27 protein-coding genes and 1 pseudogene are annotated in these 26126 nt (G+C 30.8%); 1 reads left to right on the forward strand and 27 read right to left on the reverse strand.

From position 1 onward, the window contains the following. Positions 1–125: 125 nt before the first annotated feature. A complete protein-coding gene (locus IGL86_RS07540; protein ID WP_010713302.1) occupies positions 126–1031 on the forward strand; it encodes a polysaccharide deacetylase family protein in 906 nt (301 codons plus the stop codon). Positions 1032–1259: 228 nt separating this feature from the next. Here IGL86_RS07540 and IGL86_RS07545 read toward each other — a convergent pair whose 3' ends face one another. The 27 genes and pseudogenes from IGL86_RS07545 to yqeK all read right to left on the reverse strand — a co-directional run bounded on the left by IGL86_RS07545 (position 1260) and on the right by yqeK (position 25969). Beyond that, positions 1260–2438: a tyrosine-type recombinase/integrase gene (locus IGL86_RS07545; RefSeq protein WP_430605584.1), complete on the reverse strand. Its 1179-nt coding sequence runs from the start codon at positions 2436–2438 to the stop codon at positions 1260–1262. 103 nt (positions 2439–2541) lie between these two features. Next, a complete protein-coding gene (locus IGL86_RS07550) occupies positions 2542–2844 on the reverse strand; it encodes a DNA-binding protein (RefSeq protein ID WP_104671150.1) in 303 nt (100 codons plus the stop codon). Between the two features lie 409 nt (positions 2845–3253). Further along, entirely contained in the window at positions 3254–3466 is a 213-nt protein-coding gene (locus IGL86_RS07555; RefSeq protein WP_104671149.1) for a helix-turn-helix domain-containing protein, read from the reverse strand. Positions 3467–3552: 86 nt separating this feature from the next. Beyond that, the gene (locus tag IGL86_RS07560; RefSeq protein ID WP_104671148.1) at positions 3553–3930 is read right to left on the reverse strand and encodes a sigma-70 family RNA polymerase sigma factor; all 378 of its coding nucleotides are present in this window, start codon (positions 3928–3930) and stop codon (positions 3553–3555) included. A 12-nt stretch (positions 3931–3942) separates the two neighbouring features. Beyond that, on the reverse strand, positions 3943–4401 hold the full coding sequence (locus IGL86_RS07565; protein WP_104671147.1) for a hypothetical protein: 459 nt from the start codon (positions 4399–4401) through the stop codon (positions 3943–3945). A gap of 177 nt (positions 4402–4578) precedes the next feature. Next, entirely contained in the window at positions 4579–6504 is a 1926-nt protein-coding gene (locus IGL86_RS07570) for a MucBP domain-containing protein (protein ID WP_104671146.1), read from the reverse strand. Between the two features lie 207 nt (positions 6505–6711). Next, on the reverse strand, positions 6712–10293 hold the full coding sequence (locus tag IGL86_RS07575) for a SpaA isopeptide-forming pilin-related protein (RefSeq protein WP_231607600.1): 3582 nt from the start codon (positions 10291–10293) through the stop codon (positions 6712–6714). 23 nt (positions 10294–10316) lie between these two features. After that, positions 10317–10661 (reverse strand): hypothetical protein, encoded by a 345-nt coding sequence (locus IGL86_RS07580; protein WP_104842596.1) that lies wholly within the window; start codon positions 10659–10661, stop codon positions 10317–10319. Continuing rightward, positions 10658–12139 (reverse strand): helix-turn-helix domain-containing protein, encoded by a 1482-nt coding sequence (locus tag IGL86_RS07585; RefSeq protein WP_104671144.1) that lies wholly within the window; start codon positions 12137–12139, stop codon positions 10658–10660. The genes IGL86_RS07580 and IGL86_RS07585 overlap by 4 nt, the downstream gene beginning before the upstream one ends. A 229-nt stretch (positions 12140–12368) precedes the next feature. After that, a pseudogene (locus IGL86_RS07590) lies at positions 12369–12491 on the reverse strand (recombinase family protein); the annotation flags it as partial. Continuing rightward, the gene (locus tag IGL86_RS07595; protein ID WP_104671143.1) at positions 12488–12826 is read right to left on the reverse strand and encodes a hypothetical protein; all 339 of its coding nucleotides are present in this window, start codon (positions 12824–12826) and stop codon (positions 12488–12490) included. The gene IGL86_RS07595 and the pseudogene IGL86_RS07590, both read right to left, overlap by 4 nt. Positions 12827–13146: 320 nt before the next feature. Beyond that, positions 13147–14007, reverse strand: coding sequence for a hypothetical protein (locus tag IGL86_RS07600; RefSeq protein ID WP_430605585.1), 861 nt, complete (start codon positions 14005–14007; stop codon positions 13147–13149). A 13-nt stretch (positions 14008–14020) separates the two neighbouring features. Continuing rightward, complete coding sequence (locus IGL86_RS07605) at positions 14021–14944, reverse strand: hypothetical protein (protein WP_228070338.1); 924 nt, start codon at positions 14942–14944, stop codon at positions 14021–14023. Between the two features lie 19 nt (positions 14945–14963). Continuing rightward, on the reverse strand, positions 14964–15563 hold the full coding sequence (locus IGL86_RS07610; protein ID WP_104671140.1) for a 5-bromo-4-chloroindolyl phosphate hydrolysis family protein: 600 nt from the start codon (positions 15561–15563) through the stop codon (positions 14964–14966). Between the two features lie 19 nt (positions 15564–15582). After that, positions 15583–15831: a hypothetical protein gene (locus IGL86_RS07615; RefSeq protein WP_104842594.1), complete on the reverse strand. Its 249-nt coding sequence runs from the start codon at positions 15829–15831 to the stop codon at positions 15583–15585. A 126-nt stretch (positions 15832–15957) separates the two neighbouring features. After that, positions 15958–16482, reverse strand: a complete 525-nt coding sequence (locus tag IGL86_RS07620) for a hypothetical protein (protein WP_430605586.1) — start codon at positions 16480–16482, stop codon at positions 15958–15960. After that, complete coding sequence (locus IGL86_RS07625; RefSeq protein WP_430605587.1) at positions 16466–16747, reverse strand: hypothetical protein; 282 nt, start codon at positions 16745–16747, stop codon at positions 16466–16468. Before IGL86_RS07625 ends, IGL86_RS07620 begins: the two co-directional genes overlap by 17 nt. 380 nt (positions 16748–17127) lie before the next feature. Further along, positions 17128–17811, reverse strand: a complete 684-nt coding sequence (locus IGL86_RS07630; protein ID WP_104671137.1) for a hypothetical protein — start codon at positions 17809–17811, stop codon at positions 17128–17130. Between the two features lie 449 nt (positions 17812–18260). Continuing rightward, positions 18261–18692 carry a hypothetical protein gene (locus IGL86_RS07635; RefSeq protein WP_159157008.1) on the reverse strand — a complete coding sequence of 144 codons (432 nt, stop codon included), beginning with the start codon at positions 18690–18692 and terminating at the stop codon, positions 18261–18263. A gap of 499 nt (positions 18693–19191) precedes the next feature. Next, positions 19192–19860, reverse strand: a complete 669-nt coding sequence (locus tag IGL86_RS07640; protein ID WP_016626523.1) for a hypothetical protein — start codon at positions 19858–19860, stop codon at positions 19192–19194. 148 nt (positions 19861–20008) lie between these two features. Continuing rightward, a complete protein-coding gene (locus IGL86_RS07645) occupies positions 20009–20428 on the reverse strand; it encodes a hypothetical protein (RefSeq protein ID WP_104671134.1) in 420 nt (139 codons plus the stop codon). 77 nt (positions 20429–20505) lie between these two features. Then, a complete protein-coding gene (locus IGL86_RS07650) occupies positions 20506–21072 on the reverse strand; it encodes a hypothetical protein (RefSeq protein ID WP_430605588.1) in 567 nt (188 codons plus the stop codon). 129 nt (positions 21073–21201) lie between these two features. Continuing rightward, positions 21202–21699: a hypothetical protein gene (locus tag IGL86_RS07655; protein ID WP_104671133.1), complete on the reverse strand. Its 498-nt coding sequence runs from the start codon at positions 21697–21699 to the stop codon at positions 21202–21204. Positions 21700–21789: 90 nt separating this feature from the next. Then, complete coding sequence (locus IGL86_RS07660) at positions 21790–22776, reverse strand: hypothetical protein (RefSeq protein WP_104671132.1); 987 nt, start codon at positions 22774–22776, stop codon at positions 21790–21792. Positions 22777–23049: 273 nt separating this feature from the next. Continuing rightward, positions 23050–23766, reverse strand: coding sequence for a DUF7006 family protein (locus IGL86_RS07665; RefSeq protein ID WP_104671131.1), 717 nt, complete (start codon positions 23764–23766; stop codon positions 23050–23052). Positions 23767–24459: 693 nt separating this feature from the next. Then, a complete protein-coding gene (locus tag IGL86_RS07670; RefSeq protein ID WP_104671130.1) occupies positions 24460–24867 on the reverse strand; it encodes an NUDIX hydrolase in 408 nt (135 codons plus the stop codon). 502 nt (positions 24868–25369) lie between these two features. Then, positions 25370–25969, reverse strand: coding sequence for a bis(5'-nucleosyl)-tetraphosphatase (symmetrical) YqeK (yqeK, locus tag IGL86_RS07675; RefSeq protein WP_104671129.1), 600 nt, complete (start codon positions 25967–25969; stop codon positions 25370–25372). Positions 25970–26126: the final 157 nt, after the last annotated feature.

A 26126-nucleotide genomic window follows, 5' to 3' on the forward strand; every position in this document is an offset into this window, starting at 1 on the left:
AACTAAATTGAAAAAATTGAAACTTTTTGGTCCTCAAATTCGTCTATAACTAATAGGACGTTCAATTTTGTATAACGTGGAGGTGTATTTTTTAACTTTTTCATTAACCAAAGAGGAGTGAAAGTATGCGACATAAGAAAAGAAAATTCAAAATAAACGAGTATGTATTATTTGGTGCGTTAATCCTCATTGTTCTTGTTTTCATTCAAACGTTCCTATTAACTCAACCCAAGATAACAAGTAAAAATGATGATACTACGCAGACATCGACTAAAAATTCAACTGCAAAAAAAGATTCCCCGACCAAGTTAGAAAAGGAATCAACACACATGACTATTTCATCAAAAAAATATGCTTACTCAGCAGACAAAATCAGAAAATATATAACTGGAGAACAACCTTACAAAGGTGAAAAATTAGTATTCTTAACCTTTGATGATGGCGTTAATAATCAAATAACCCCACAAGTCCTAGATACATTAAAAAAGTATAACGTCCACGCAACTTTTTTTCTTGTAGGAAATACCCTAACTTCCGAAAATCAAAAGATAGTGACACGCGAAGTTGCAGAAGGACATTCAATAGGCTTTCATAGTTCAACTCATGATTATGCAACGTTATATCCAAACGGGATTGTCAACATTGAAGAAATACAAGCGGAAATAGCGGACATGGAGAACTCTCTTAAAAAAATATTGGGCGAAACATTTCAAACAACTCTCTGGCGATACCCAGGAGGTCATATGTCATGGGGAGGTACAGAAAAATCTGATGAATTATTCAAACAACTTGGCATCCATTGGATTGACTGGAATGCGATGGTTGGGGATGCGGAGCCGTTAGACAGACAGCCTACTACAGTCGCAGAAATGCTTGCTTTCCATCAACATTCACTTGAGGTTTATCCAGATTATAATATTAGAGTAGTCTTAATGCATGATTCAGTAGATAAGGAATTAACAAAACAAGCATTGCCACAATTAATAGAGTTTTATCAAGCAAATGGTTATCAATTTGGTGTCTTATATTAGAGCAACTAGGAACAACTATAGAAAGTATTTCTGGTCTTAGTCAATGTTGATTTTCCACTTAATTACACACAAAAACACCCTCTTGCTGAGCAAGAGGGTGTTCGTTTGTCGAATAGTAAAGATTAACGACGGATTTCTTTGTTCTAATGAAAAGTCACTTTTTTATTGGTATAAAGCCTTTTATTTTGTGTTGACTACACCGTGACGACAGTAAAACGGTGGTTTTTTCTAATTTTCCAACGCTTCAAATGCCTTTAATGATTTCAATTTTTCATCCGACGTAAGATGGCGATAAATCTCCGAAGTTGACTTATCTGCGTGGCCCAGTCTTCCTTTCAAAACTTCCCAACTACAATGCTCGGCAACTAAACTCGCCATTGTATGTCTGGTAAGATGTGTATGAAAAGGTTTATTGATTCCACAACGTTCAACGCAACGTTTGATGTGATTATTTACGTAGTCTCTACGATATGGGATTCCTCTTTTAAACGGAGCTAGATAAACAAAAAGGTAGTTCTCTTTTGATCGAAAAACAAACTGTGATCTCATACCATCAAGTGCTGTGATAAGCTGTTGAAGTTTCTCCATCACTAAATCGGTTACTACTACTCTTCTTACTGAACTGATTGATTTTGTCGTTTCAATTTTAAAATCCATTTGCTTCCCTCTTACAGATGTTTGCTTGTAAAAAAGAATTTCATTGTTTTCAAAATCGATGTCTTCGACTTGTAAAGCCAGTGCCTCACTTATCCGACATCCTGTATAAAACAGAACATGAAAAAGTGTCGATAGCGGTAACTCCTCATGGATAATAGAATAATTCAACAATGTCCTAAGCTCTTCAATCGTTAGATATTTCTGATCCAAAGTATTCAACGTCTCTTTCAATTCACTTACACTCTTTTGATACTTAGGCATGCGAATATTCGTCAATGGGTTAGCATTTAATATCTCTCGTTTCAAACAGTACTTGAAAATCATGTTCAATGTCTGTCTTAATGAATACAAAGAGTTTTTTGAATACCCTTGAGAAATACCATCAATTCCTTTTTCTTTCAAAGAAAACATCAACTCTTCTAAAAAATCAGGGGTTAATTCAACTAGTTTCTTTTCACCAATCCATCGTTTAAGAACAACAATCAAGTCCTGACGCTTGTCATATGTGCTGGCCTTTTGTTCTCTCAAAGATTTGTAGTACTTAAACCACTGATCTGCGACAACTGAAAACTTTTCATTTGAATTAACAAACTTCTTTTTATTTTGTCGATTTTTCTTTAGCTCAAGAAATGCTAATTGTGCCTCTCTTTTTGTTTTGAATCCTCTTCGTGTTGTTCTAAATGCTTGAAAGTACCAGGTAACAACACCAGTAGCACTAGTATGCTTTTTAAATCGATCTTTTGTTACCATTCTTACATTTCCTCCTCAATTTGAAGGAGGTTGGAAAGCCAAATCTGAATTACTATATTCTCTATACCTACCATTATAGTGCACTTCCTTTTAAATTTGAAGGTTATATTGAACGTAATAACTTCATTTTTTCTCTAAAGTTTTCATAGTCATTTTTTTTATACCAACTCATTATCTGATCTCTTGAATAATGACCTCGAATACCATACCAACAGCTCGGAAAATCGGTTAACTTGATTAATCGATTTAATGTACTATCACTAATTTGAAATTCTCTTTTCAAATCATCATTAGTTAAAACCAATGGTAACCTATTTATTTTTAATAGTGTTGTTGTGTAGCTCTCTAGAAAAGGAATTAATGTATTAATTAACTGTTTCTCGATAGATTCTAAATTAATTTCAATCCCTCCATGTCCATAAAAAAAACTTCATGACTTTTTGACATCGTATATTTTTCTACTAATTTACTAGTCAGTCAATCAGAAACACTTTAAATCTACTCACTTTTAAATCGCTCTAGGTAAAGCACATAGGAATTTCACCTCTCCTCAGTCTACGGGAGCCTTGCGGAAGTATCATTATATTCTGTTACCGTCATCACAACTTGATTACCTACATCAAGTTTGGTATTAACCATATATCGCTCACTAAGTGTCTTGGCGTGGTTATACTGTAGCTCTGGTCACAAGGAACGTAATTTAAAAGTACCTTATTAAATTTTCAAGGAACAAACGGCTTTTTTATGCCTTCACTAAATAAATAGTGAAAAACAGATACTTTGAAACCTAAAGTTTCAAAGTATCTGCTTATTATTTATTCATCTGTATATTTTTTAAGATCAAAAGAATTGACCGCAACAACAAATTGAACAGCTAATTCCTGATAACAATCTTCATCTACATACTTTGTATAACGACGTGCTTGTTTAATAATAAATGGTTCAAACATTAAAAATAATTCCAGCATGGCTGCTTCATCTCCATTTTGAGCTAGACGAATCAATGGAACTAGATTTTTTATCTCCATAATTATCTCCACCTTAAAAGTGATGTAGCTACTACTAATTAGCAGATGCTAAGATTAATAAGGAGGCGATCGTATACGTTTTTCTTTTATTGAAAAGAAAAAATCTTTCTTAATTTTGCATACGCTTTCCGCTTTTTTTTTGAGACCATTTGTCCACTAATGTGTAACGCTTTTCCAATATCAGCATCAGAACGCTGCTTTACATGTTTTTCCAGTAATATAAACCTTTCTATTTTAGTCAAAAGATGAAAGTTATCAAGTAATTCTTCTAATTGAAATTGAAAGTCTATTTTTTCAAAGGAATTAAAATTTTCAGTTGTTAAATCAATTTCTTCATCAATTAATTCTTTAGATTCGTAGGAATTTATTCTAAACTTTTTTTTATAAAATGCACTGGCTTGTCGTTGGAGAGTAACAGTGAGGTAGCTAATAAAGATATAGGTAATTTCTAATTCTGCCTTCAATTACGCTCCCCCTTATGAATTTTTCAAACGATATTGCCAATACCCACGATAAGCTCTTTCGATTGGAAGAGAATATTCGTTTAGCATTTTGGGTAGAATATTATTCGTCAAATTTGAGTATGTTACATGAAGCTCATACTCTGTATTAAGCCTTTTTAAAATCTGCTTATTACTTTGTGGTACAGAGCTTTGTTTTAAAATCGATAAAATATTTTTAGATATACGGTCAAATGGAATATGATTTGAAGACTTATTTTTTTTGTAGAATTCATCTTTGCTTCGTATTTTTTCTTTTTCTAAAAGTGTATTGTTTCTATTGAATTCTTTTTTTGAAGGCTCCACAGGAAGCTGATTAAGAGAATCTAAATACTGTTTCAATTCATAATACTGTTGGCTTAATGCTCTCCTTTCTACCATTAATTCTTTCATTAATTCATAAATAATCTTTTTCTCTTCTTGCTTATCTAACATAAAAAATCCCTCCTATAAGGTAAATAGGAAGGATTCAAAGTTTTGAAACCACTTTTCTTTAAAAATATGGTTAATTATTATTAAATATAAAACTGGTGCTACCAACTTTTTCCAAAGTGTATTTACCATCTTTATACTTGCTTGTAGTCCAAAAACAGATTATTTTACATCAAATATTCATTTCAATTTATACTTATAAGTTAATAAGCCACTCAAGCCTAAAATTAACACACCTAACATCATTAACGATGTATTGAATGTAGTATTTTCACCAGTTTGTGGTAATTTTACACTATCTTTAGCTGTTTCTTTAGAAGCGCTTGAAGGTGCTGTTGATGTTGTTGGTGTTGCCTTCTTCTCTTTTACATATACATACGTTACAGTTTGCTCTTCTTCTGTGAATATTCCTGAAGCATTAGTAGATGTTTGTTTTAACTTCCAACCTTTTATTGTAGCTGGTTGACTTTCATATTTTGTCCCATACTTTCCTTGAAGGATCACAGTTTTTGAAAGCTCATTTCCCTTTTCATCTACATATTTCACTGTTACGGATGCTCCATCTTTTTGTTCATACACATATGTTACAGTTTGTTCTTCTTCTGTGAATGTTCCCGAAGCATTAGTAGGTGTTTGTTTTAACTTCCAACCTTTTATTGTAGCTGGTTGACTTTCATACTCTGTCCCATACTTTCCTTGAAGGATCATAGCTTTTGAAAGCTCGTTTTCCTTTTCATCTACATATTTTACAGTTACTGCTGCACCATCTTCTCGTTCATATACATAAGTTACAACTTGCTCTTTCTCTGTCAACTGTCCTTTAGCATTATCAGGTATTTCTTTTAATTTCCAGTGTTCTATCTCAATAGGTTGGGTTTCATATGGATCTCCAACACTTCCAAGAGGATCATAAATTAATGGTTCGCTTATATCATTACCATCTTCATCAACATATCTTGTGATTATTGCTCCTGTTGACTTCATGTTAGACAATTCCCACTCATATGTTCCAGGTAATTTTCCATCATAATTTTCCTCAAATAACGCACTACTATTATATATGCTAAGTGGCTTTATTGGATTATTTTTAATCCATCTTCCCGTATAGTTCCCATTATTTTGATCTATTTCTGGTAAACTTGATACAGATTTAAATTTAAACTTTTCTCCTAATGTTATGTTTTTTAACTTGTAATCTTGATAAAAAATACTGTACATTTGTCCTGTATTTGATACATCAAAAGAACTTATATCTAAAACTTCAAGATTAGACATCATTTCAAACATACTAGTCATATTAAATACATTTGACGTATCAAATGTATTTAATATTAGGTTTGATATACCATAATCTCTCCTAAACATATAACTCATATCTCTCACTTTTGATGTATCGAAATTATCTAAATTTAAAGTCTGTAAGTTAGGAATAGTATCGAACATCATACTCATTTTTGTTACACTTGACGTGTCAAAGTTACTCACATCTAAATTACTTAGATTAGGCATATTTTGAAACATTGCAGTCATATCTGTTACATTAGATGTTTCAAAATCTTTCAAATTCAGCTCACTAACTCGCGATCCAGCAAACATATTGGACATATTAGTTACATTTGATGTATTAAAGTTATTTAACTCAATATTTGACAAAGTAGGATTAAAAAACATAGAATGCATATCATTTATGCCAGATGTATCTAGACTCCCCGTAATGCTTTCAAGTTTGATCCAATTATTTATTGCAGCAAATAGCACTCCACCAAAACCATGCGCTTGTACTCCATCTTCAAACACAACACTTTTTACATCACTCTTATTAATTTTTTGATCTTCGTCTACATAAGATGTGATATAGGTATAAGTTGAAATTATTCCTTTCTTTACAATAAGTCGTCCATCGGATTTATTAAATTCCACAGGAGAAGTCCCCCATGTAGAATTAATTATCCCCTCATTAACACCCGGAGAAACTGTATTTGCATTAGAGATAATTGTTTCTTGATTTGGCTCAGCAACAGTTCCATCTATTTCTTCAGCATTTACATTTGTACTACATATCAGTATCATTGAGAAGAATCCTAAAATAATACATATTTTTTTCATTTTTTGTAACCCCTATCTCTTACATTGTAAAAGTATTTGTCATATATTCACTTAATTTATCACCAAAATTTACCATTAGAATTACACGTTTTTACACTTTGAAAATTATTTAATATACAACCGATAGAGATTAACATAGTATCAGCATCTACTAACATAATTTGATAATGTACTTTAATGAGATTTCTCCATCACTTTGTTATGCGTCTATTTTCTTCGTTTTGAAAACCAAGTTATAGCAATAATGCCCATTATAATCACTCCCAAAATGACTAACCAAATACTATTTTTCTCACCAGTTTTAGGTAAACTTTTAAATGAATACGTATTTGGACTATATCCTGAGTTCGAAGAATCTCTCGAATTTTGATGATTTAAAAAATTACTTTCTTGAGCATTGAGCTTGGTTAGTTTAATTAGAGAAGAGTCCTTGTTAATTGTAAAGTTAATAGCTGCATTATCCAAAATATATCCTGTAGGAGCTTGCATTTCAATCAACTGATAATTTCCTACTTTTAATCCATCAATGGTTAATACTCCGTCTTCATTTGTAACTAAATCATCTTTAATGATTTTCCCTTCAAAATTTAGCAGTCTGAATCTTGCACCTGCTAACATTTCATTTGTACGTGAATCTCTTTTTTCAAGTCTCACTGAAGTGATTTTACCTTTATTTGTTTTAGTTACCTTTTTTTGTATAGATGTATTGCTTTTTATAGTAAATTCAACTGGTGTACCATCCAAAATATATCCATCTGGCGCTTTCGTTTCTACTAATTCATAAGTTCCTGGTTTCAAATCATTAATAGCGAGTTTTCCATTATTATCTGTTTTTAAATCTTCTAAAATTATATTTCCGTTGCTATCTCGTAATTCAAATACCGCTCCTGCTAATTTATCACCAGTTTCAGAATCAATTTTATTTAGTACTACAGAACCAACAGTAGGTTTGTTCGTCATTGATACTTGCACTGCTTCTGTTTGGCCTTTTTCAATAGCAAATTTCACTGGCGTTTGGTCTAAATCATAGCCTGTTGGTGCTTGGGTTTCTACAAATTGATAGTCTCCTGGCTCTAATCCTTCAACTGCTAGTTTTCCAGATATATCTGTTTTAAGTCCACTTTGTAACACTTTTCCATTCTTGTCTTTTAGTTCGAATACTGCCCCTTGTAATACTTCACCTGTTTTAGCGTCCGTTTTACTTAAAACCACACCTCCTGGTGTCAGCTTGTTTGTCATTGAAACCTGTACTGCTTCTGTTTGGCCTTTTTCAATTGCAAATTTCACTGGCGTTTGGTCTAAATCATAGCCTGTTGGTGCTTGGGTTTCTACAAATTGATAGTCTCCTGGCTCTAATCCTTCAACTGCTAGTTTTCCAGATATATCTGTTTTAAGTCCACTTTGTAACACTTTTCCATTCTTGTCTTTTAGTTCGAATACTGCCCCTTGTAATACTTCACCTGTTTTAGCGTCCGTTTTACTTAAAACCACACCTCCTGGTGTCAGCTTGTTTGTCATTGAAACCTGTACTGCTTCTGTTTGGCCTTTTTCAATTGCAAATTTCACTGGCGTTTGGTCTAAATCATAGCCTGTTGGTGCTTGGGTTTCTATAAATTGATAGTCCCCTGGTTCTAATTCTTCAACTGCTAGTTTTCCAGATGCATCCGTTTTAAGTCCACTTTGTAACACTTTTCCATTTTTGTCTTGCAGTTCGAATACTGCCCCTTGTAATGTTTCACCTGTTTTGGCATCCGATTTACTTAAAACCACACCTCCTGGTGTCAACTTGTTCGACATTGATACTTGTACTGCTTCTGTTTGATCTTTTTTAATCATAAATTTTATCGGAGTATTGTCTAGTACGTAACCTGTTGGTGCTTTAGTTTCTATAAAGGAGTATTCTCCTGCTTTTAATCCATCAACTACTATTTTTCCTTCTAAATTAGTTTGTAACGCTGAACGAACAATCTCACCGCTAGAATTTCTAATTTCAAAAACTGCTCCTTGAAGTCGCTCTTTGGTTTTTTCATCTGTTTTAATTAACTCTACACTTCCAGTTGTAGCAGTATTAGATTTTTCTAATTGAATTTTTTCATTTTCTGTTCCATGAACAATAAATGAAATTGGAGTATTATCTAATATATATCCTTCTGGGGCTTCAATCTCTGTAAGTGAGTAATTTCCAGGATTAAGATTATTAATTATTATAAGCCCGTCATTGTCACTACTGAAAGTTCCTATAATTTCATTAGTTGTTATATTAATCAGTTGAAATTTTGCTTTAGCTAAAGGTTCTCTTGTATCCTTATCCACTTTAAGTAAGTTAACTGTATTTAATGGTTCATAAACTGGTTTAACGGGTGGAACGGGTGGTACAGGTTCGTCAGGAACATTTGGTACTATTTCATACATTGGTGGTGTAGGTTCACTTGGGGGAGTTAAATTGGGTTCATAATTATCCTTGCTTTTTCCAAATGTATAATAACTGTTTGACCATGAACTAGCCGTCGCTACAACAATCACTTCTCCAGCCTGAGGTGTCAGTAAGTGAAAGTAACCATATGTTGCTTCACTAGCCATATTACTTAATAGTTTAAGATACCCATATTTATTAACCATATCAGAAACAGACAAATTTTTTAAATCATTATAGAAAGGAGCACTATTATTCTCATCTTCTAATGTAGCACCATTCATTCCCCCAATTAAATTCATTGCTTTTTTCTGAGTTTCAGTTGCTCCACTTATTTCATTCATGAAGTTATTGTAATCATCCGTCTCATAATTAGAACTATTATATTTCTTAAAAGCTTCAATGTATTGTTCGATTGCTGTCGAATATAAATTTAACCCTTGCGCTTTTGCCTCTTCTAATGCTGAAGACCATTTATCGACCATACTTTGGTCTACCATGAATGTATTTTTATCCATTGATTGATTCGCAGCATCAAATGCTGATCCACCAGTTTTGATGAATAAATCCGTCAAAGCCTGCTTAATATTATCTTCTGTTGGATGATCTAAAAAAACTGGAACATTATCTGATGTTTGCCCCGTATTACTAGTGAATGTATGATAAAACTCCACACCTTTGAATCCATCATAGTAAGCGCCATTAATTGCCCCAGGAAACACTCCACTAATATTCATAGATGGAGCATCTCCATAAATTGATTTTTCAAATTCTGCAAAAATATTCCATTGGTCAATTACTTTTTGAACATTTGATTCAACTTCAGAACTACCAGTGATTGGATCTGTCGCCATATTATTCTTAATTACAGAAATTAGAGTATCGCCACTTAAAGATAATCCTGAATTGGACATTTGTACCATAGCAGAATAGTTTACTAGATAAGATTGTAATTGAGAATATACTGAATAAATATTTGGTCCTATATACTGACCTTTCGAGCTATGATCATTGATTTCATCTTGTTTTTTCTTATATTCCTCTAAATCTTTTTGATACTGTTCTAATGCTTTTTCATATGCAGCTTTCTTTTCTGCATTTTCTTTTTCAATTCGATTGGCTTCCTCTTGTGCATCATCATGTTCTTGTTTTTTCTCATTGTATTCATCTAAATCTTTTTCATATTGGGCATACTCTTTATTGTACTCCTTTAATGCTTGTTGATAGTCTCCATAGTCATGGTAAATCCGATTTTCTTCTCTTGGTGAATTATCATTGCTAACGGTTTCAGCAAATACCTCTGCTATTCCTAATTGACCAATCACCATAATTAAACTTGTAAATATATAAAACAATTTAATCGCTCTTTTTTTCAATTAAATCTCTCCCTCTTTTTTTCTCAACCAGTAAACAGAAATGTTTTTGATAAATGTTTCATTTTTTGCCCTAACTGAGTTGAACTTGGTGTGCCTTCATTTAGCTTAGGCTCATTTTCTAATATCATAAGATAATTCTCTAACTTATTTAAGTGCATGCTATCTGTTTTCTTTGTTGAATTATCTTTTTTCCTCTGATTAGCTTTCGTAATAACAACTTGATCATTTTGATATTCAACTGTAGCAGATAATTTTCTGAATTCTGCAGTTTTATCCTTATCATTTTGATCTATTCTTCCTAACATTCCTGTGAAGAGGCTTGGTTGAACAATTAGATATGCGCCTAAAATACCTAAGTAACGTTTCATTTCATCTCTCCCTCTCCTTTATTAAAAGAAATATCCTCATATAACAACTTCCTTTTAGCTCTGATTACAGCATTCCCAAAATATTCCCAATCACTTGGCATAGGTGGGTTTTTCCAAACTATTTGTGTACCATTAAAGTTCTCCCATACACAATTTGATATTAATATATTGGTATGTGATGTTAATCTGTATTCAATAATAAGATTAAGATCCTTAAAACCTTCAATTTGTTTAATAATAAAATTGGTATACTCGATTCCTTGAGAAAAATCAACACAAACATATATAGGTCGTTCAACTTTAGCAGGAGGAATTACATCAATTAAAATAAACAAATAATCATAAAAGTATCTGCTCAAATCATCTTTTGATACATCAATGTATTCTTCTTCAATCACCTGCCAGACAATTTCAGAATAAATTGGATATAACTCCCTTACGGACTGTACTTGATTATTTGTAGCAAAACTAGAAGTTTCAAAACTAAAAATTGATTTTCTTCTATTTGCTTGTTTTAAACGTTGAGTATAAAATTTTTGAATTTCTATAGAAAATTTTGTATTGTAACTATCCTCAAGTTTATGGATAATTTTTTCACTTATTCTACCACTGTTATTATCTAATTCTTCAAAGTAACTGAGGTTAAATTTATCATTAAACTCTTTTTCCAATACGCCTTCAGTAAATAAGAACATTGAATTATAAGAAAACTCATTCATCAATGTGTTTTGATCCACAAAAATATAGTTTGAAATATGATAAATTTCGTTTTTTATATCACGAAAAAACTTATCTAAGTCAGTAATGAATGAGTTATTAATAGTATTGCCATTTTTACAACGTATTAAACTAATAGCTATTAATACTTCCATTTTTTTTACTTGCGTGGGTGTCAAACGAAGATTGTAAAAGTAAGTTAAAAGCTCTCTAATCTTCTTTACAAATATAGTTATTTCGTTCGAAAAGGGAGAATAATAGCCATTTAACGCTTCAAATATTAATGTGCCAAGTATATTCCGAATAGCAAATTCTTCTCCAACAAGTCGATTTTTTTTCACCTTTATTCCTAATGACTTTAAGAAATTTATTAACTGACGTCTTGTTGCATAAGCTTTTGATGTACTCAAAAAATTATCTGTTGCATATTTTTCAATGGTTCCTCCTTCTTCAAGCAGATAAATTAATAAAAGAAAAGTTTGACTTGTCTTAAAATAATCAATCTGCAAGAGCTTGATTATTGTCAAGTCTACGTTCTCTGTGATTATAAGGTCATCTTGTATAGCTATTTTACAATTCTCTTTAAACTTACGTATGTCATAATTTAATGCGTGAATAAAGTTAATAACTTTAAACTTAGACTGCCCAGTTATCTCCACTATCTTCGAAATTGTGATGTACTCGTCCTTCGTTACGTCTAAAAAACGAATTATAAATAATTGATAGCGTTGATCTTCATCAAGTAGCTTAAAAATATCCAATAACTTTCCTCCTATCTCATTAAATATTAAATTTTTCCAACGTAACCTGGACTATATAATAGCATATGACTAATAAGATACTTAAAGAATTGCTTTGATTAACAATAATTATAATAAAGTTAATTAGAAATAAAACTAGGAGTTCTGTCTAATTTTATTTGTTTTTCTTCAAATAGAAAAAAAACAAATAAAAATATCACGACTTAACTCTATTGAACCAGTATGGCTATTCAGTAGATTGTCTGCTAAACACCTTATCTGAAAAGACTTTAGAAACGCTCTGTAATGCTTCTAATTGCCTATCTAGATTTTGTTCTTTACTACTCACTCGTGCATAATCAATTTTACTCATAATATGTTTCTCAAAAGTATCCAATCTTCTCTTTCAAAAACGCTTTTCTCTCCTCCACCTCTAACAGTAAATTTAATATCCTTAAACCATTCTTTATCTTGATATTTTTCTTGTAGCTTTTTAACACCTATTTGTTCTGCTGAATTTAAGTTATTTGCTTTGATTCTAAATTGCCCCTTAAAAACTTTGATAGAAAATAAATTTGTTTGAGTAGTCCAATACAACTGGTAAACACCTCTAGTATTGAGATTGAGTTTTATTATAAAAAAAACTATTATAAAAACACTGATTCCCCCTATAACTGTACTACCAATAATTAAAAATACTTGTTCCAAATGCCACTCCTCCTATTTTTGCAAAGTTTAATGAGCCTTTTCAAATCCTATACTCTAAATTCTTTGTGCGTTACATAGTCCTCTAGGCCCCAGATTCCTTTTTTTCTTTGTTTTGCTTGCTCTTGTACTTCATTCAATTCGTTTAAATAGTCACTTTTGGTAAGATTTGTTTAAGCGACATGTGCTAGTCCTTCTTCTACTAATATTTTTTGCACTAATTGTCCGTCTGCAAAGATAAACGCCGCTTACATTTTTCAAAATGAAAAAGAATACCAAAGTTCTAAGTTTGAGGAGCTCTACATTTAGCTCTTCCTTCTCAATTAATAGGAAACAGGATACTTATATCGGCTATCTACTAAGTGCCCTGATTGATCTGATTCATAGATATGAGTGGAATCTGCAAAATCCCAATCTACTTTAAATAGTGTGCCAGGTGGGAAATTTTTGACGATTTCTTCAGGAAACGCTTCCTCTTTTAATTTGTTTTCCATTTGAGTCAAATTACCTATGACCGTGTCGTGAAGAACGGATACCGGCAAGTCTTCTGAACTAAATGATCTTCTCACATAAAAATAGCTATCATTATTTACTTGTTTTGTAAGCCACGCTAAACAATCAGCGTATGTCTGTTTGTTTAATTTATCATAATTTTTCAAAAAATTTTTCCAAAAGGATAGATCTGTCGAATAGAATGACACACTTGCCCCATTTGCCAGTCGATTTATCGTTCCAATATCCGTGGGATGCAATAAATCTTGTAATAGATCAGAAACAGGGCGGTTAAATTCTGAGAATGTGTTTGATTTTTCTAAAAGATGTGTTTCTTTTTTAGATAAACCGACAACATTCGCTTCTGGAGAGGTTGCCATGAATGAATAACTTTTCTTATCTTCTTGTGAGTTTATATACAGAGAAAACAGCTCATTTGTCTTTTGAGATTGTTTAAAATTTGCTGTAATATCAAAGTGTCCTGCTTCTGTCGTATACAAAAAAGAATGAGAAAATGTTACATCAATACCGAGTACCTTCTGATAATACTCTCTACCATCTTTTTCGTAGGGACCATAGATTTTATTAGGCACATGACAACTGGTAACGATAAGTCCTGTTAAAAATAGTATTACTGTTAAGCATCCAAAAGAACAGCTCGTCCCTACTGTCAACATAGCATTTTTTTTCATCTAAAATCCATCCTTACTGTGCAACTTGAGTCATTTCAAAATGAGAAAGCAGCCAACTATAATCTCCATTAGTCAATTCATCTAATTTTTTCATCTTTTCGCCGTTCAACTGATTGAAGTCATCTATTTTCGAAAAATCATCTAAGTAGACACTACTAATATTTGCAATCAGACCAACACCATCTGGGAATAACCAGTATTTCGTAAAGGAAAGATTTGTTTGTTTAATATTACCTAACTCATCTGACACCCCATGAGAAGGTGATGCATTAACAACTACACCAGTTTTCATCTCACCGATATCTTGTTGTTGAAAGAGCGACAAAAATGACCCTTTTTCTTTCATTTTTGAAAAATCTAAGCTATCCAATAAATTTCCTGATGCCTGCAAGGGAACAAAAGTCGAAATCTCGTACGGGTTATTTTTGTCGTAAAAATGAGTTTTCCCATCATTCGTGGTTTGATAACTTAGTCTTTCACCTTCACCTTGTAATAAAATGTTGACCGTATCATAGTTTTCAGCAGGCTTCACAGAATACTTATCAATATCATTTTCAATAGTGCTAAAACCATTTATTTCTAACTGGTAACCATTCCCAAAATTTAGTATATGACCATCAAATTTTAAGTTGTAAGGTTTCACTGTTTTATAATTTGGCGGATATTTTACAGTCATATTTTGTTTTAAAATTGGAACTTCTGTAAATTCATCTGATGCTTTGAGTTCATCTAATCGTTTTTGACTTTTGGCAATAATTCTCTCACTACTACGTATCACAATAATAGTTGACACATACGGAATAACTGCTGCTAAAGCAATCGAGATAATTCCTCCTAAAATAAGAATTTTTCTCTTTCGATCGTCTACCCCTTTTAACTTAGGTTTTTCAAATAATTGATCATATTTTTCATAAAACGTCACTTCTTTTTCTTCCATTACCATTCACCTCTATCCATTACTGCGTAATTTCATGTGCAATTTTGGTCTCTTCAAACTCTTCATTCATATATTGCCCATAATCTTCCAATATGTTCGCACTCAAATCAATTAAAAATCGAGTTACTTCTTCTTTATTCTGCTTGTACTCCATACTATTTAACTGCATCTCATTCATTTTGTTTGCTCGTTCCAAAGCACTCGTAAATGCTGGTAACGTCCGGTATAAAAAATCACCATACAAAATCAAATCTTTAGGTTTGACCATTAAATTACTAAAAATTTCTTTACTTGCCTGTAATGCTTGTGTCACTTCTTCCGGCATATCCTTTAATTGACTCGATGAATATTCTGCTTCGATGATTAACTTCTTTGCGTCACCCATCGTCTCTTTAAAAATTTGTAAATCACCGACACTCATTTCATTAGTTTCTTGAAATTGACGGATAGCAGTTGTTTGTGCTACTTTCAATTTGTAGCGTTTCATAATATCAAAGGCTGTTAATGCCAATGTAACAATAAGTAAAAATAACAAAATATAAAAATACATTAATATATCCTCCAACTTCTTTGCATAATGAACAAAAATCCATATGATTATTGTTATCCTATTTTTCACCTAACCAATGAAAAAAAGTTCATTGCTTTTTCATAACGTATTTGATTGTATTAGAAGTCAAAGCAAACATGGTTGCTAATATAATGACTAGTCCAAAAGTGAAAGTGCCAATTATAATATCCATAATATCATTTACCCACCATGCGGTTAACATAATACCCCATGCAAAAATAATTGACAAATGACGTATTCTTTTCAGCCAAGCTACACCGATATGTTTAACTAAAAAACTAAAAAAGTGATAAGAAATTGTCCAATAACCATACATGATTAGCACTCCTATAACAAATAAAATGGGGTGATTGTATTTAAACATAAATTTCTCCTATTCCGTATACTATTAATATAATGAAATTTCTCATACTTAATTCAACTGATCTAAATTTACTTTAGATTAAGAAACAGACACTTCTTTTTCTTTTGTTTCACTAAAAGTTGTTAACATTTTTTTGACTTGAGAAATTTGTTCTAAGAATTCTTGTTTATTTTCCCTTGATTGCATAACTTTATTTAACGGTACCATTACTTGCGCTACCAGAACAGATTCATTGAAACTCCCTTTAGCAGCTTCCATTTGATAAAATGTAGTTCTTATGGCATTGTTATCATCACCCATTTCTAGACCAATATGCCAATTTTCCCCTTCAATTTGAGTCATCCCAGTTTGGACAAATTTAGCACCATCATTTGCTAAAATATCATCCAAATCATCTTCTGACAATCTTTCACCACCCAAATTAGCAACATCTCCTGTATAGACTGGTAACATGTAGACTTCAACATAAGAATTCAAGTCATTCCTACCAATAATTTCCCAAACAGCATCTTTTTCTTTATCTTTAGTAAGAGAACTTTCCAACATCCAAGAATCTATTATTTTATATGTTTTATAACCCACTAACTCATTTTTGCCATCCAAACCTACTAATTTTTTTTACACCATTATCGGAAGTTCTAAGTTCGTGCTCACTAGAATATTTATTCCACATTTTTTCGTCCTTATCAACAGCTACTTCTTTGATACTATTTAATAACTCTTTTTGATTTTTCACGGTGTTATATTTTACTTCTTTATTTTCTGTAGAAGAGCTTCTCTTATTTTCCATAGTGTTTATTGAATTTTTAGTACATCCTGAAAAAAAGATACTTACAATTAAAATACTTACAATTAAAAATTTTTTCATCGGTTACTCCATTCTTTGCCCGTTTTATAAAAATTGAAATAAACTATTCTGTTTTCCACATACCATAGACATAATGATATTTCTCATACTTAATTCAAAAGATCACTATTCAAATTAATATCTAACCTGTAGCATATAGTAGCTGTGAAAATACAAAGTTACTTCTTTGACCACTTTCGAGAAATCCAATATAAAAGTGCAATCTGCTTTTGCATGTAAAATCATCATGTTTCTTTTAATTTGACAGAATACATAAGTTATTTTTCATTTTCTAGAACTCTATTCAAAATTTTAAATTTAAATATTATTTCTTTAGAGCCTATCATAGAACCATGTTGAAATTAACAGATACTTAGTACAATAATTAAATTTCATTCTATTTATATCTCTAGTTCCTCAGCTAGTTTATTTATTATTTTTTTTGTAATAACACTTTTAATAATGCCATTCCATATAGTTGATAGTACTATCGAACATAAAAATGATAATAATATGAATTTCACGAAAAATTCAAAAAATGTTCCTTTCATATTATAAAGCCAAAACATTATCGGAATTACTACAACGCTTAAAAATAGAATAGACAAACCACTCACTAAATAGGGAGTTTTATATTTTCCAACCGCATCATTATTTTTCACCGAACGTTCATACAACTCTTCAAAATACGTATATTGATTATACTTTGCTGGAGCATCTATTACTTCCGAATACCTTCTTCTATAAAGCATAAGGTATTCAAGTATCAGAAACAATAAACCCCCTGTTAACAAAGGAGCAAACATTCCAAAACTCCCCAGCCTATCCAAAGGAGTTGCTTGCTTTTTTGTATAGTTTCCTAAGAAAACAGTGAAAGGTACAATGATAAATAGAGAAGTAAAAGGTAAAAAATAGAGAAGTTTTTTTACCTTATGATTTTGATTTTCCATATCCTGTTTAGAAAATTTTTTCCAGACAACTTTTTTTCCTAATATGTCATATTCTGCAAATATGTTAGTACCAGAGAGTTCTGATTTTCCCCAATAATCTGCTACAAACCACATTTTAGTTAAGGGTAGCACCATAATCATTTCCCTCCTTTCATTTTGGGTTTATCTGCCTCCTTTTCAATTATAACTAGCTGGTTTTTCAGCAAATATATCGACATAATAAAAAATAGGCTTCCCCCTATCAAAATCATAAGTGTAACGTAAATGGGAGTAAGCTGTTTCATCCCAGAATACGTATCTATGTTTGTTCTTAAAGGCAATGATAAAATTGTGGCCACTAATACCCCTAATATTGGTAAAGTTAGCACGAACCCTAATATCACTCCTTTTTTTGATATACTTTTTAGCAACATTACCATACCGACTATTGGTAATATCATTGGAACTAACGGAAGACCTAGACCAAATATACTAAAAAAAATGTACATCGGACCATTCCACAAGAATAGACCAATCATTGTTACTACGTAACTTAAAACATATATAAATTTCTGTTTATTTATTTCCAAGATAAGCCTACTTTCTTAATCATACTTTATTTTCTTTTTTTGATATTTTTCTACCGTATTTAACCAACGTACTGGATTATTTAACCATACTAGCAACACACTTAAAAACGGCATTACTCCAAGTAAACAGATGCCAATAATTTCAGAACCTACCTTAGTTCCAATAAAATCCCCTTGAATGTTTATCATATAAAGCATAGGAACAATGCTGATAGTTAAAAGACCTACCACAGTTGTTAAAACAAACATACTCAACTTTTTATATATCGTAACTTTTTTATTATTAAAGATATTCCATAAATCATTACTTTTAATAGCATAGCCAAATTCCTTGCTGTTAGTAGGTACTGCTTGTTCTACATTTTTGTATAAAACTTTATAAACAACTGCTGTAAGCGAGATAAATTCTAGTGTCCATAATAAACTTAAAAATAAAACTGTAGACATTGTATACCTCCCACTAAAGGAACTCCCAAACGGAGAAAGTATACTTAACTCTTTAATTAAGAATATGACGCTAACAATGACACAAATCTGTCTATAATTTTTTCTTGTCTTTTTAGTCTTTGAGCGTTTACTTTTGATAGCTTTCAGTGGTTTATTATTTTTTGTATCGTAATAAATAATTGCGTCTTTACATTCACCAATATAAATAATTTTTTTCATTAATAAATTTTTTGATCTCCTTTAAATAATTAAACATAGACCTTTTAACAAAGTTTTAATCATCTTACCTATCTAGTAAATAATCCATCAATCTATTTTCCTACAAAAACATTTGTTAGAACAACATTACTAAGATTAAGTATGTGAATCCCTAATATTTTAAGTGATTCTCCACCCATATCTCTTTTGAATTTAAGCGATAAAGAAAAAGGTAACTGGCTTAAATATCCTAATTTCACTTATTCCTTTAAAAAATATTCTATAAATGTTGTACTACCTGCTAATTATCATTTTTTGTAATTATAAAATCGTAATCTTTATAAGCAGGGGCTGCAATTGGACTCATTTTGGTTGAAACATATAGAATGAAAACTATAGCAGATACCACCATCAATAATATGCTTTCCCCTCCGTTATTTATTTTAAAATATAAATAAAGAGGTGTTCCTACCAGTACTATCATAAGTAGAAAGCCTAATCCATCTTTGAAAAAATTTCTTTTACAAATTTTATCTTTAGGCTTGTAAGTCCTCAAAGAAAAGTGGTTATTTGGTGTTACAATATGATTCGGTATTTTCTTTTTTAGTGGTTTCAAATAGATCTTACTAGACAGTAGAGTTATAAATATGGAAATAAACAACAACAGTGCTTTAATTGCTACGGAGTAACTAACCTCAAAGTTCTGAAATGTATACTTTCCTAAATTATATATTACCGCTACAAGCGACTGTGTTAAGAGTACTGCCGAAACGGAGCTCATTTTTTTATTATTTCCTGCTTCAAAATATGATACTGCTTGTTGGTCGAGCAAATAAGCATCAAAAACTACTTGTTCTGGCGACTTAGATAAGCTAAATAGAGACATATCAATAGTATTAACTAGATACACTTTCTCCTTGAAATAGAGAACCACATATCCTTGTACTGAAGAATGCTTTATGCCAAGCATATCTTATCACCAATCGAAATCGCTTTTAATCGAACCCCAATCAGACTCAATTGTATTTTCAATATCTTCAGATCTGTCTTCAATACAAAAAAATTTTCACTATATACTTCACTTCTCTCCAATTTTTTAAGTTTAATAATCAATAAAACTAATCAGATTTATCCAAATGTTCAACTAATTTTATAAAATCTAAATGATGATTTCGGTTTCCTACAATTCTGCTTGAAACTTTAAAGATAGCACTATTTCCTTTCAAATCTTTCATTGTAATAGTATATAGAAATAAATTTCTCTCAATACTTAAACTATCAAGATCCTTTTTGGAAATAACAGTAACTACTTCTTGTAATTTTCCTAGCTGATTAACAGGTAAAATCTTTACATCATTTTTGCTAACGGCTAACCATACACCTTCAACAATATAATTACGTAAATCAAGTTCATTCATTCGAGTATATAACGGCTGACTAGTTTTTAGCGTAGCATATATGATAAGCTCATCCTCATTATATATATCTAATTGCTTTAATACTGAAATGATTTCATCATGTTGTACGATTATTCCCATTTTACCACCTCTTTTACTACTTATTATTTATCACCATAGCTACTAAACAAATAACAATCATTACGAAAAACAAATGTTTATTTCTTATATTTGAAGACAGGCCGATTATTTTCTTTCCATGCGATTTCCAAGTTATATACCCGTCTAAATAGAACTTGATAGCCTTTCCAAATACCAAAAACCGCCAATAAAATTAATACAAAAATTATCAATGATAAAAAATTATTAGCTGAGCTAAGTGTCGTAAACAAACCTAGTGAACCAATTAAAAAAATACTCAAAATTGCTGCACATGTCATTGAAAATATTAAACGAATTCTTTTTTCTTTTCTTGTAAGGTTTCTTCTTCGAATGAGATACTCTTGATCATTCTTTACAAAATCTGGAAACTGTAAACGACCTCCACGACCATTTGATATTGTTTTCCCTTCTGGTGTTGAATGATATCCTAATTTAAACGCAAGATAATATCCTGTCTCAGTTAAAATCTGCCAAATAACAAAAGTAAACAGGAAACATACTGTATATTTGCCAAAAAAATTCATATACAAAAACCACAGAATAAACTGAAAAGCACACCATAAAAATACTACAAATTTAAATTTCCATTGGCTCATTACATAAACCTCTGAGCTATCTTCCAATTAAGCTACCTCCAATAATTCATCTCTAAAATAACTTTACTTATTCTTTAGTTTCTACTTACACCCTCTGTTGGTTCAATCAAAATAACGGTATAAGTTAATAAATAATATACTTAGCATCCTTTGCCATCATCTCTTATATGAGTAACCCAACTTACTTATTTCTAAATTTGATTCTAAGCTAGTAAATAAACCCTTGCCCTTATTTTTCAGATGCTGCTTATAATAGATGCAGAGAATAACCTTTTCATTTTCAAAATCATGCTTTATTTTTATATTGCCTGTTGTCTTTGATAGACCATCAGAAAATCTAGAAGGTTTCTCTTTTCGAATAACTTCTTTAATTGAAAAAAATTTTTGATAGTTATCTATAGCATATTGATTTGTAACAGTTATACCAATTACATCATGATCTGAAAAACTTTTTGGCACAAGAATAAAATCATCAAAAATTGTCACTATTTCTGTCCAAGGAATAAAAATAGTTTTCCGTGAATAATTTCTTCTAACGCCTTCAGGAGATATTTCAATCACTGGTTTCCCCCTCATGAATAAATTTAATAAAAAATTACCATAATAGTTCTCATTTTGAATTTTAAAAATTTTCCTATTTTTCGCTTCTCCCATGACGCAAGTTCTCCTTTTCTAATGATATATATAATGCACTTTACTAAACTTTTTTCATAAATCCTAAAAAAAATAGTAATTCCATACATTCTATTTAAGATATTTTTTCAAACTATTTATTATCAACGGAACAATGAATGCTAAATGTACAGAAAGTGGGAACCAAAAGAGCAGTACACTAAATCTATTCATTTCAGATATCTCTATTGGAGATAAAATTTTAATTAGTAATAAATACATGGAAAAGTACAGAAAATAACGAATTATATTTACCCAGCGATTACGAATAGACAATAAATTAGATATACTCATTAGCAAAACAATGAATGTAATCCCCAAAAAGAATGGTAAACTATCCGTAAGTATCACTTCTAACTTCCAACCAATAAAAACTAACAGCATAGGAAAAAGTGCAGTAACAATCACAATTAAACTACTAAACCAACTTTTTTTGAATACAAAATATATACTCTTAAATAAAGATAGGATATATTTCTTCATTTTATTCAATACAGTAACTTCTGGAATTATTGGCGTTGATTTTTTAGTTACTTCATGCCGAATAAGTAGCGTTTGGAGGACTGTTAAGCAAAGATACAATCCTATACCTAAAATAACAGATAGTATTTTTAGGTATATATTCGCTTCTCGATATGAAACTCCTCCTTCATCTAAATAAATAATTGGCTCTGCCTTTAAAATCAAAATAGTCCATATGCTAAGAAATCCCACACCTATTTTTGATATAAATGTAGTAGGTTTCCAAAAAATAAGTAAACTTAAATAAGGACATAAAAAATAGAGAAGATAGAGTCCAAAGCTAAGTAAAGCCAACCAAAAGAACCCTCCATTTAAAAGATAAAACTGAACTGCTTGGCTAACCACGACTGTTATTAAACCAACTGTAATAAGAACACCTATATTTCGACGATTTGCATTTAACCATGAAACTTTTATTTCTTTTAAAACGTAAGATAACACTATTTCAATCCCTAGCTGAATAAGCCCAACTACAAATGGAATTAGAATAGGTAATATACGTAATAAAAGATGAATAACCAGAAATTTAACAAACATTTCTGGACTCCTTTCTCAATTCAAACGATACTATATCTATTAAATTTTCCTAACATAATCGCTACCTATACACTACCAATATTATTCACTGATTTATCAGATCATATAAGTTTGATTTACTATGAACTCTGTTTGATGTTAAATACTGTTCTTGTTCATTTTTAACTTTTTTTCCTATTTTATGCTAGGCTTCAACCAAATTGAAAGCCTTCTCTCCATAATCCACCTCTAACTGCTGGTTTCATTCTCAGCAGACATTACATTAAATCCGGGTTATCCAACTTGTCTTCTAAAAGAATATCTAGAGAATCCACTCTTTTTGTAAATAAAGGACTCCTCCAAATATTGCTTCGCTTGATTCTCAATAGTGAGAACAAATTCAATTTCTTTCCAATTTAAAACATCAATATTTCCTAACATATCGACTATATTTCTACATTTAGTATCGATTAGTAATAGCTTAGGAAATTGATAGTTAAATGTTTCTGTGGCTAAATCCTTCAATATCAATTTTGCAGAACCTTGTAAATATTGGAAGTATTCTGCAATGATTTTCCAATCATTCAAATTAATAGATTCGATGTTCCCTAGTGCTTTAGATAATATTTCTATAATATTTAATTCCCATAGTGGCCTTTTAGGAAATGAATTGTCAATTAAATATATGAATGATAATTTATCATTTTCATTTTGTAACTCTATTGTTTCTTCTAAAAATGTCTGTTTGTATTCACTTTGTATAAGTTCAAGAATCATCTCAGCATCACAAATAGAGCCAACATCTTCAAAGCAATAAAAGAAAAATAGTCGTAATTGTTCATCAATGACATTGAGTTTAGCTACTACTTCAGTAAGTGGCATCCTACAAACATCTTTAATAATTGATTCAGCTTCAGATTTTTTCCTGCTAAAATATTCTAAAAGATTTTTATTCATTGTTCTATTTTCAATATCTTGTAACTCAAAATCCCAGTAATACTTTGCGTTCATTAAATCCCTCCAAGTATATTTTTCATATTAACGATTGTACTCGTTCTGTTATCCTAAATGTTAATGAAATCACAAATTTTTTTTTAATATTTTTTAATGACGTAAAATAATCAATAATTTTTCCAGTTAATTCCTTATACGATTTTTCACCAACAATTAGAATTCGATATGTTAATTAATTCAGAAAAAAATCTAGACAACATAAAAATATTTACATAAACTTGACTCATAATCAGTGAAAAATGAATGATACTTTCACATGAATACAACATTTGGATTATGATATGCTTTTTTGATTCTTTTGTTGAACAATTTTTTTGCTACTGTTGATACTATTCGAGAAATATTATCTGCGATAAATACCGTGCGTGGAAAGTGTACATTTCATCTTTAGAATAATTGCCAAAAGAGGAGTGTTCCTCAATAAGGGTACACTCCTTAAATTTTTTCTATTTATGTGCGAGAAGATTATATACGAAATGATCAGCCGAATTCTATCCAAAACTGGTATATACTGACTCCTCGATATTTTGAAATGAAAAAAGTTAACAGGGTTACTGTTAAATAAGCTTTTGAGTCTTTAATCTATTACAAATAACCACCTATTCTAAGGACTTTTCAAAATCATATTTTGAATAAGTTTTCTCTTTAGTAACACTCCTTCCTTTTTTATTATTATTTATTTCTAATAATTTATTTCCACTTAGTGATTTTATTTTCCAAAATTTTAGTCTTCTTTAAGTGAGCAAATAGCGGATCCAAGCCAACAGAAAAGTTTACGATATTCAAATCATCAATAAACTGTATCCCCTTAATTTTATTTCTTTCATTCAACACTGGTTTTCCTTTAGACACATTAGCAAAATAAAAATGTGCTGTCCATTTTATGTCATCAAAAATTAAAACGTTACTATAAACTTCTTCAAGATTTGAAATTTCTAACGCTGTTTCTTCTTTCACCTCACGAATAGCACAATCTATTGGGCTTTCCCACGCCTCTTGCTTGCCTCCTGGTAGATTCCAGCCCCCTTTTCTATCTCTTAACACAAGTATGTCTCCTGAATCATCTTTAATAAATACTCTAGAAAAACATTTTTTCATTTAATCATTCCTTTCTCTTTTCTCTAACAGCTTTTCCTACTTATTGAGATAGCAATTTAAAAACATTCTTAGTAATACTTTGCGTTCATTAAATCCCTCCAAGTATATTTTTCATATTAACGATTGTACTTGTTCTGCTATCTTTAATGTTAATGAAATTACAATTTTTTTATTATTATTTTTTAATGACGTAAAATAATCAATAATTTTTCCAGTTAATTCCTTATACGATTTTTCACCAACAATTAGAATCCGATTTGTTAATTAATTTAGAAAAAAATTCTAGATAGCATAAAATTGACTCACGATCAGTGGAAAATGAATGATACTTTCACATAAATACAACTTAATACAACATATGGATTATGATACGCTTTTTTTGATTCTTTTGTTGAACAATTTTTTTCTACTGTTGATACTATTCGAGAAATGTTATCTGCGATAAATACCGTGCGCGGAAAGTGATCATTCCATCTTTAGAATAATTTCCAAAAAAAGAGTGTTACTCAATAAATTTTAAGTCATTTATTGCATCTTTTAAATAAGGATGGAGAACAACAACATCTGATAAAGCCCATTTAATATATACCCTACAGGCTGCGTCTAAAGACTCCTTAAGATTAACAGTTAACTCGTTTAGATATGGTGGAGTATAGCCTCTGTCCCACTTTATTTTATCCGCAAGGTATACTACTTTATCCAATTCAGATGCATTCTTCTTTAAAGTTGTATGGCACCCTATAGCACATAGAACATCACAATCTTTTACATAAAAAAACTCCTTTGCAATCCAAACAGACTGTTTTTGATGAAGCAACATAGGCAACTGCTTTTCTTCAGGATAAATTTGTTCTCCTAACTTCTTGTGTATTTCTATTCGTTCACCGTTAGGAATCACAGCACTTATATCATGCAACAAACCAGCGATATATGCTTTCTTTGTAGATACTTTATAAATTTCAGCTATTTTTTTTGCTTCATTGGCAACTTCAAAAGAATGAACAGCAATTTGTGGCATGTCATAATATTGAAAGAATTCTTGGACCTGAATATCTAAACTAGTAGATGAAAAGTCAATATTATATTCTTCAATTTGTTTCATTCTGCAACACTCCTGACTTCTAAAATGAATTAAAAATACACAAAAAATTTCAAGGCGCTATTCTTTATCTTTTTATTCTTCTTATAATTTATTTGTTATAACTAATTTTTTTAATTTTTAAAACACTATCATCTCTAATCATCCTAATATTAAGACT

Source organism: Enterococcus sp. DIV0774 (assembly GCF_050539095.1).
In the GTDB taxonomy this organism is placed as follows: Bacteria; Bacillota; Bacilli; order Lactobacillales; family Enterococcaceae; genus Enterococcus; species Enterococcus faecalis.

Coding starts and splice junctions, on each gene's coding strand:
- IGL86_RS07540 (WP_010713302.1), top strand. CDS start 126: ATGCGACATAAGAAAAGAAAATTCAAAATAAACGAGTATGTATTATTT.
- IGL86_RS07545 (WP_430605584.1), bottom strand. CDS start 2,438: ATGGTAACAAAAGATCGATTTAAAAAGCATACTAGTGCTACTGGTGTT.
- IGL86_RS07555 (WP_104671149.1), bottom strand. CDS start 3,466: ATGGAGATAAAAAATCTAGTTCCATTGATTCGTCTAGCTCAAAATGGA.
- IGL86_RS07565 (WP_104671147.1), bottom strand. CDS start 4,401: ATGTTAGATAAGCAAGAAGAGAAAAAGATTATTTATGAATTAATGAAA.
- IGL86_RS07570 (WP_104671146.1), bottom strand. CDS start 6,504: ATGAAAAAAATATGTATTATTTTAGGATTCTTCTCAATGATACTGATA.
- IGL86_RS07580 (WP_104842596.1), bottom strand. CDS start 10,661: ATGAAACGTTACTTAGGTATTTTAGGCGCATATCTAATTGTTCAACCA.
- IGL86_RS07600 (WP_430605585.1), bottom strand. CDS start 14,007: ATGAAAAAAAATGCTATGTTGACAGTAGGGACGAGCTGTTCTTTTGGA.
- IGL86_RS07605 (WP_228070338.1), bottom strand. CDS start 14,944: ATGGAAGAAAAAGAAGTGACGTTTTATGAAAAATATGATCAATTATTT.
- IGL86_RS07615 (WP_104842594.1), bottom strand. CDS start 15,831: ATGTATGGTTATTGGACAATTTCTTATCACTTTTTTAGTTTTTTAGTT.
- IGL86_RS07625 (WP_430605587.1), bottom strand. CDS start 16,747: ATGAAAAAATTTTTAATTGTAAGTATTTTAATTGTAAGTATCTTTTTT.
- IGL86_RS07630 (WP_104671137.1), bottom strand. CDS start 17,811: ATGGTGCTACCCTTAACTAAAATGTGGTTTGTAGCAGATTATTGGGGA.
- IGL86_RS07635 (WP_159157008.1), bottom strand. CDS start 18,692: ATGTCTACAGTTTTATTTTTAAGTTTATTATGGACACTAGAATTTATC.
- IGL86_RS07640 (WP_016626523.1), bottom strand. CDS start 19,860: ATGCTTGGCATAAAGCATTCTTCAGTACAAGGATATGTGGTTCTCTAT.
- IGL86_RS07645 (WP_104671134.1), bottom strand. CDS start 20,428: ATGGGAATAATCGTACAACATGATGAAATCATTTCAGTATTAAAGCAA.
- IGL86_RS07655 (WP_104671133.1), bottom strand. CDS start 21,699: ATGGGAGAAGCGAAAAATAGGAAAATTTTTAAAATTCAAAATGAGAAC.
- IGL86_RS07660 (WP_104671132.1), bottom strand. CDS start 22,776: ATGTTTGTTAAATTTCTGGTTATTCATCTTTTATTACGTATATTACCT.
- IGL86_RS07665 (WP_104671131.1), bottom strand. CDS start 23,766: ATGAACGCAAAGTATTACTGGGATTTTGAGTTACAAGATATTGAAAAT.
- IGL86_RS07670 (WP_104671130.1), bottom strand. CDS start 24,867: ATGAAAAAATGTTTTTCTAGAGTATTTATTAAAGATGATTCAGGAGAC.
- yqeK (WP_104671129.1), bottom strand. CDS start 25,969: ATGAAACAAATTGAAGAATATAATATTGACTTTTCATCTACTAGTTTA.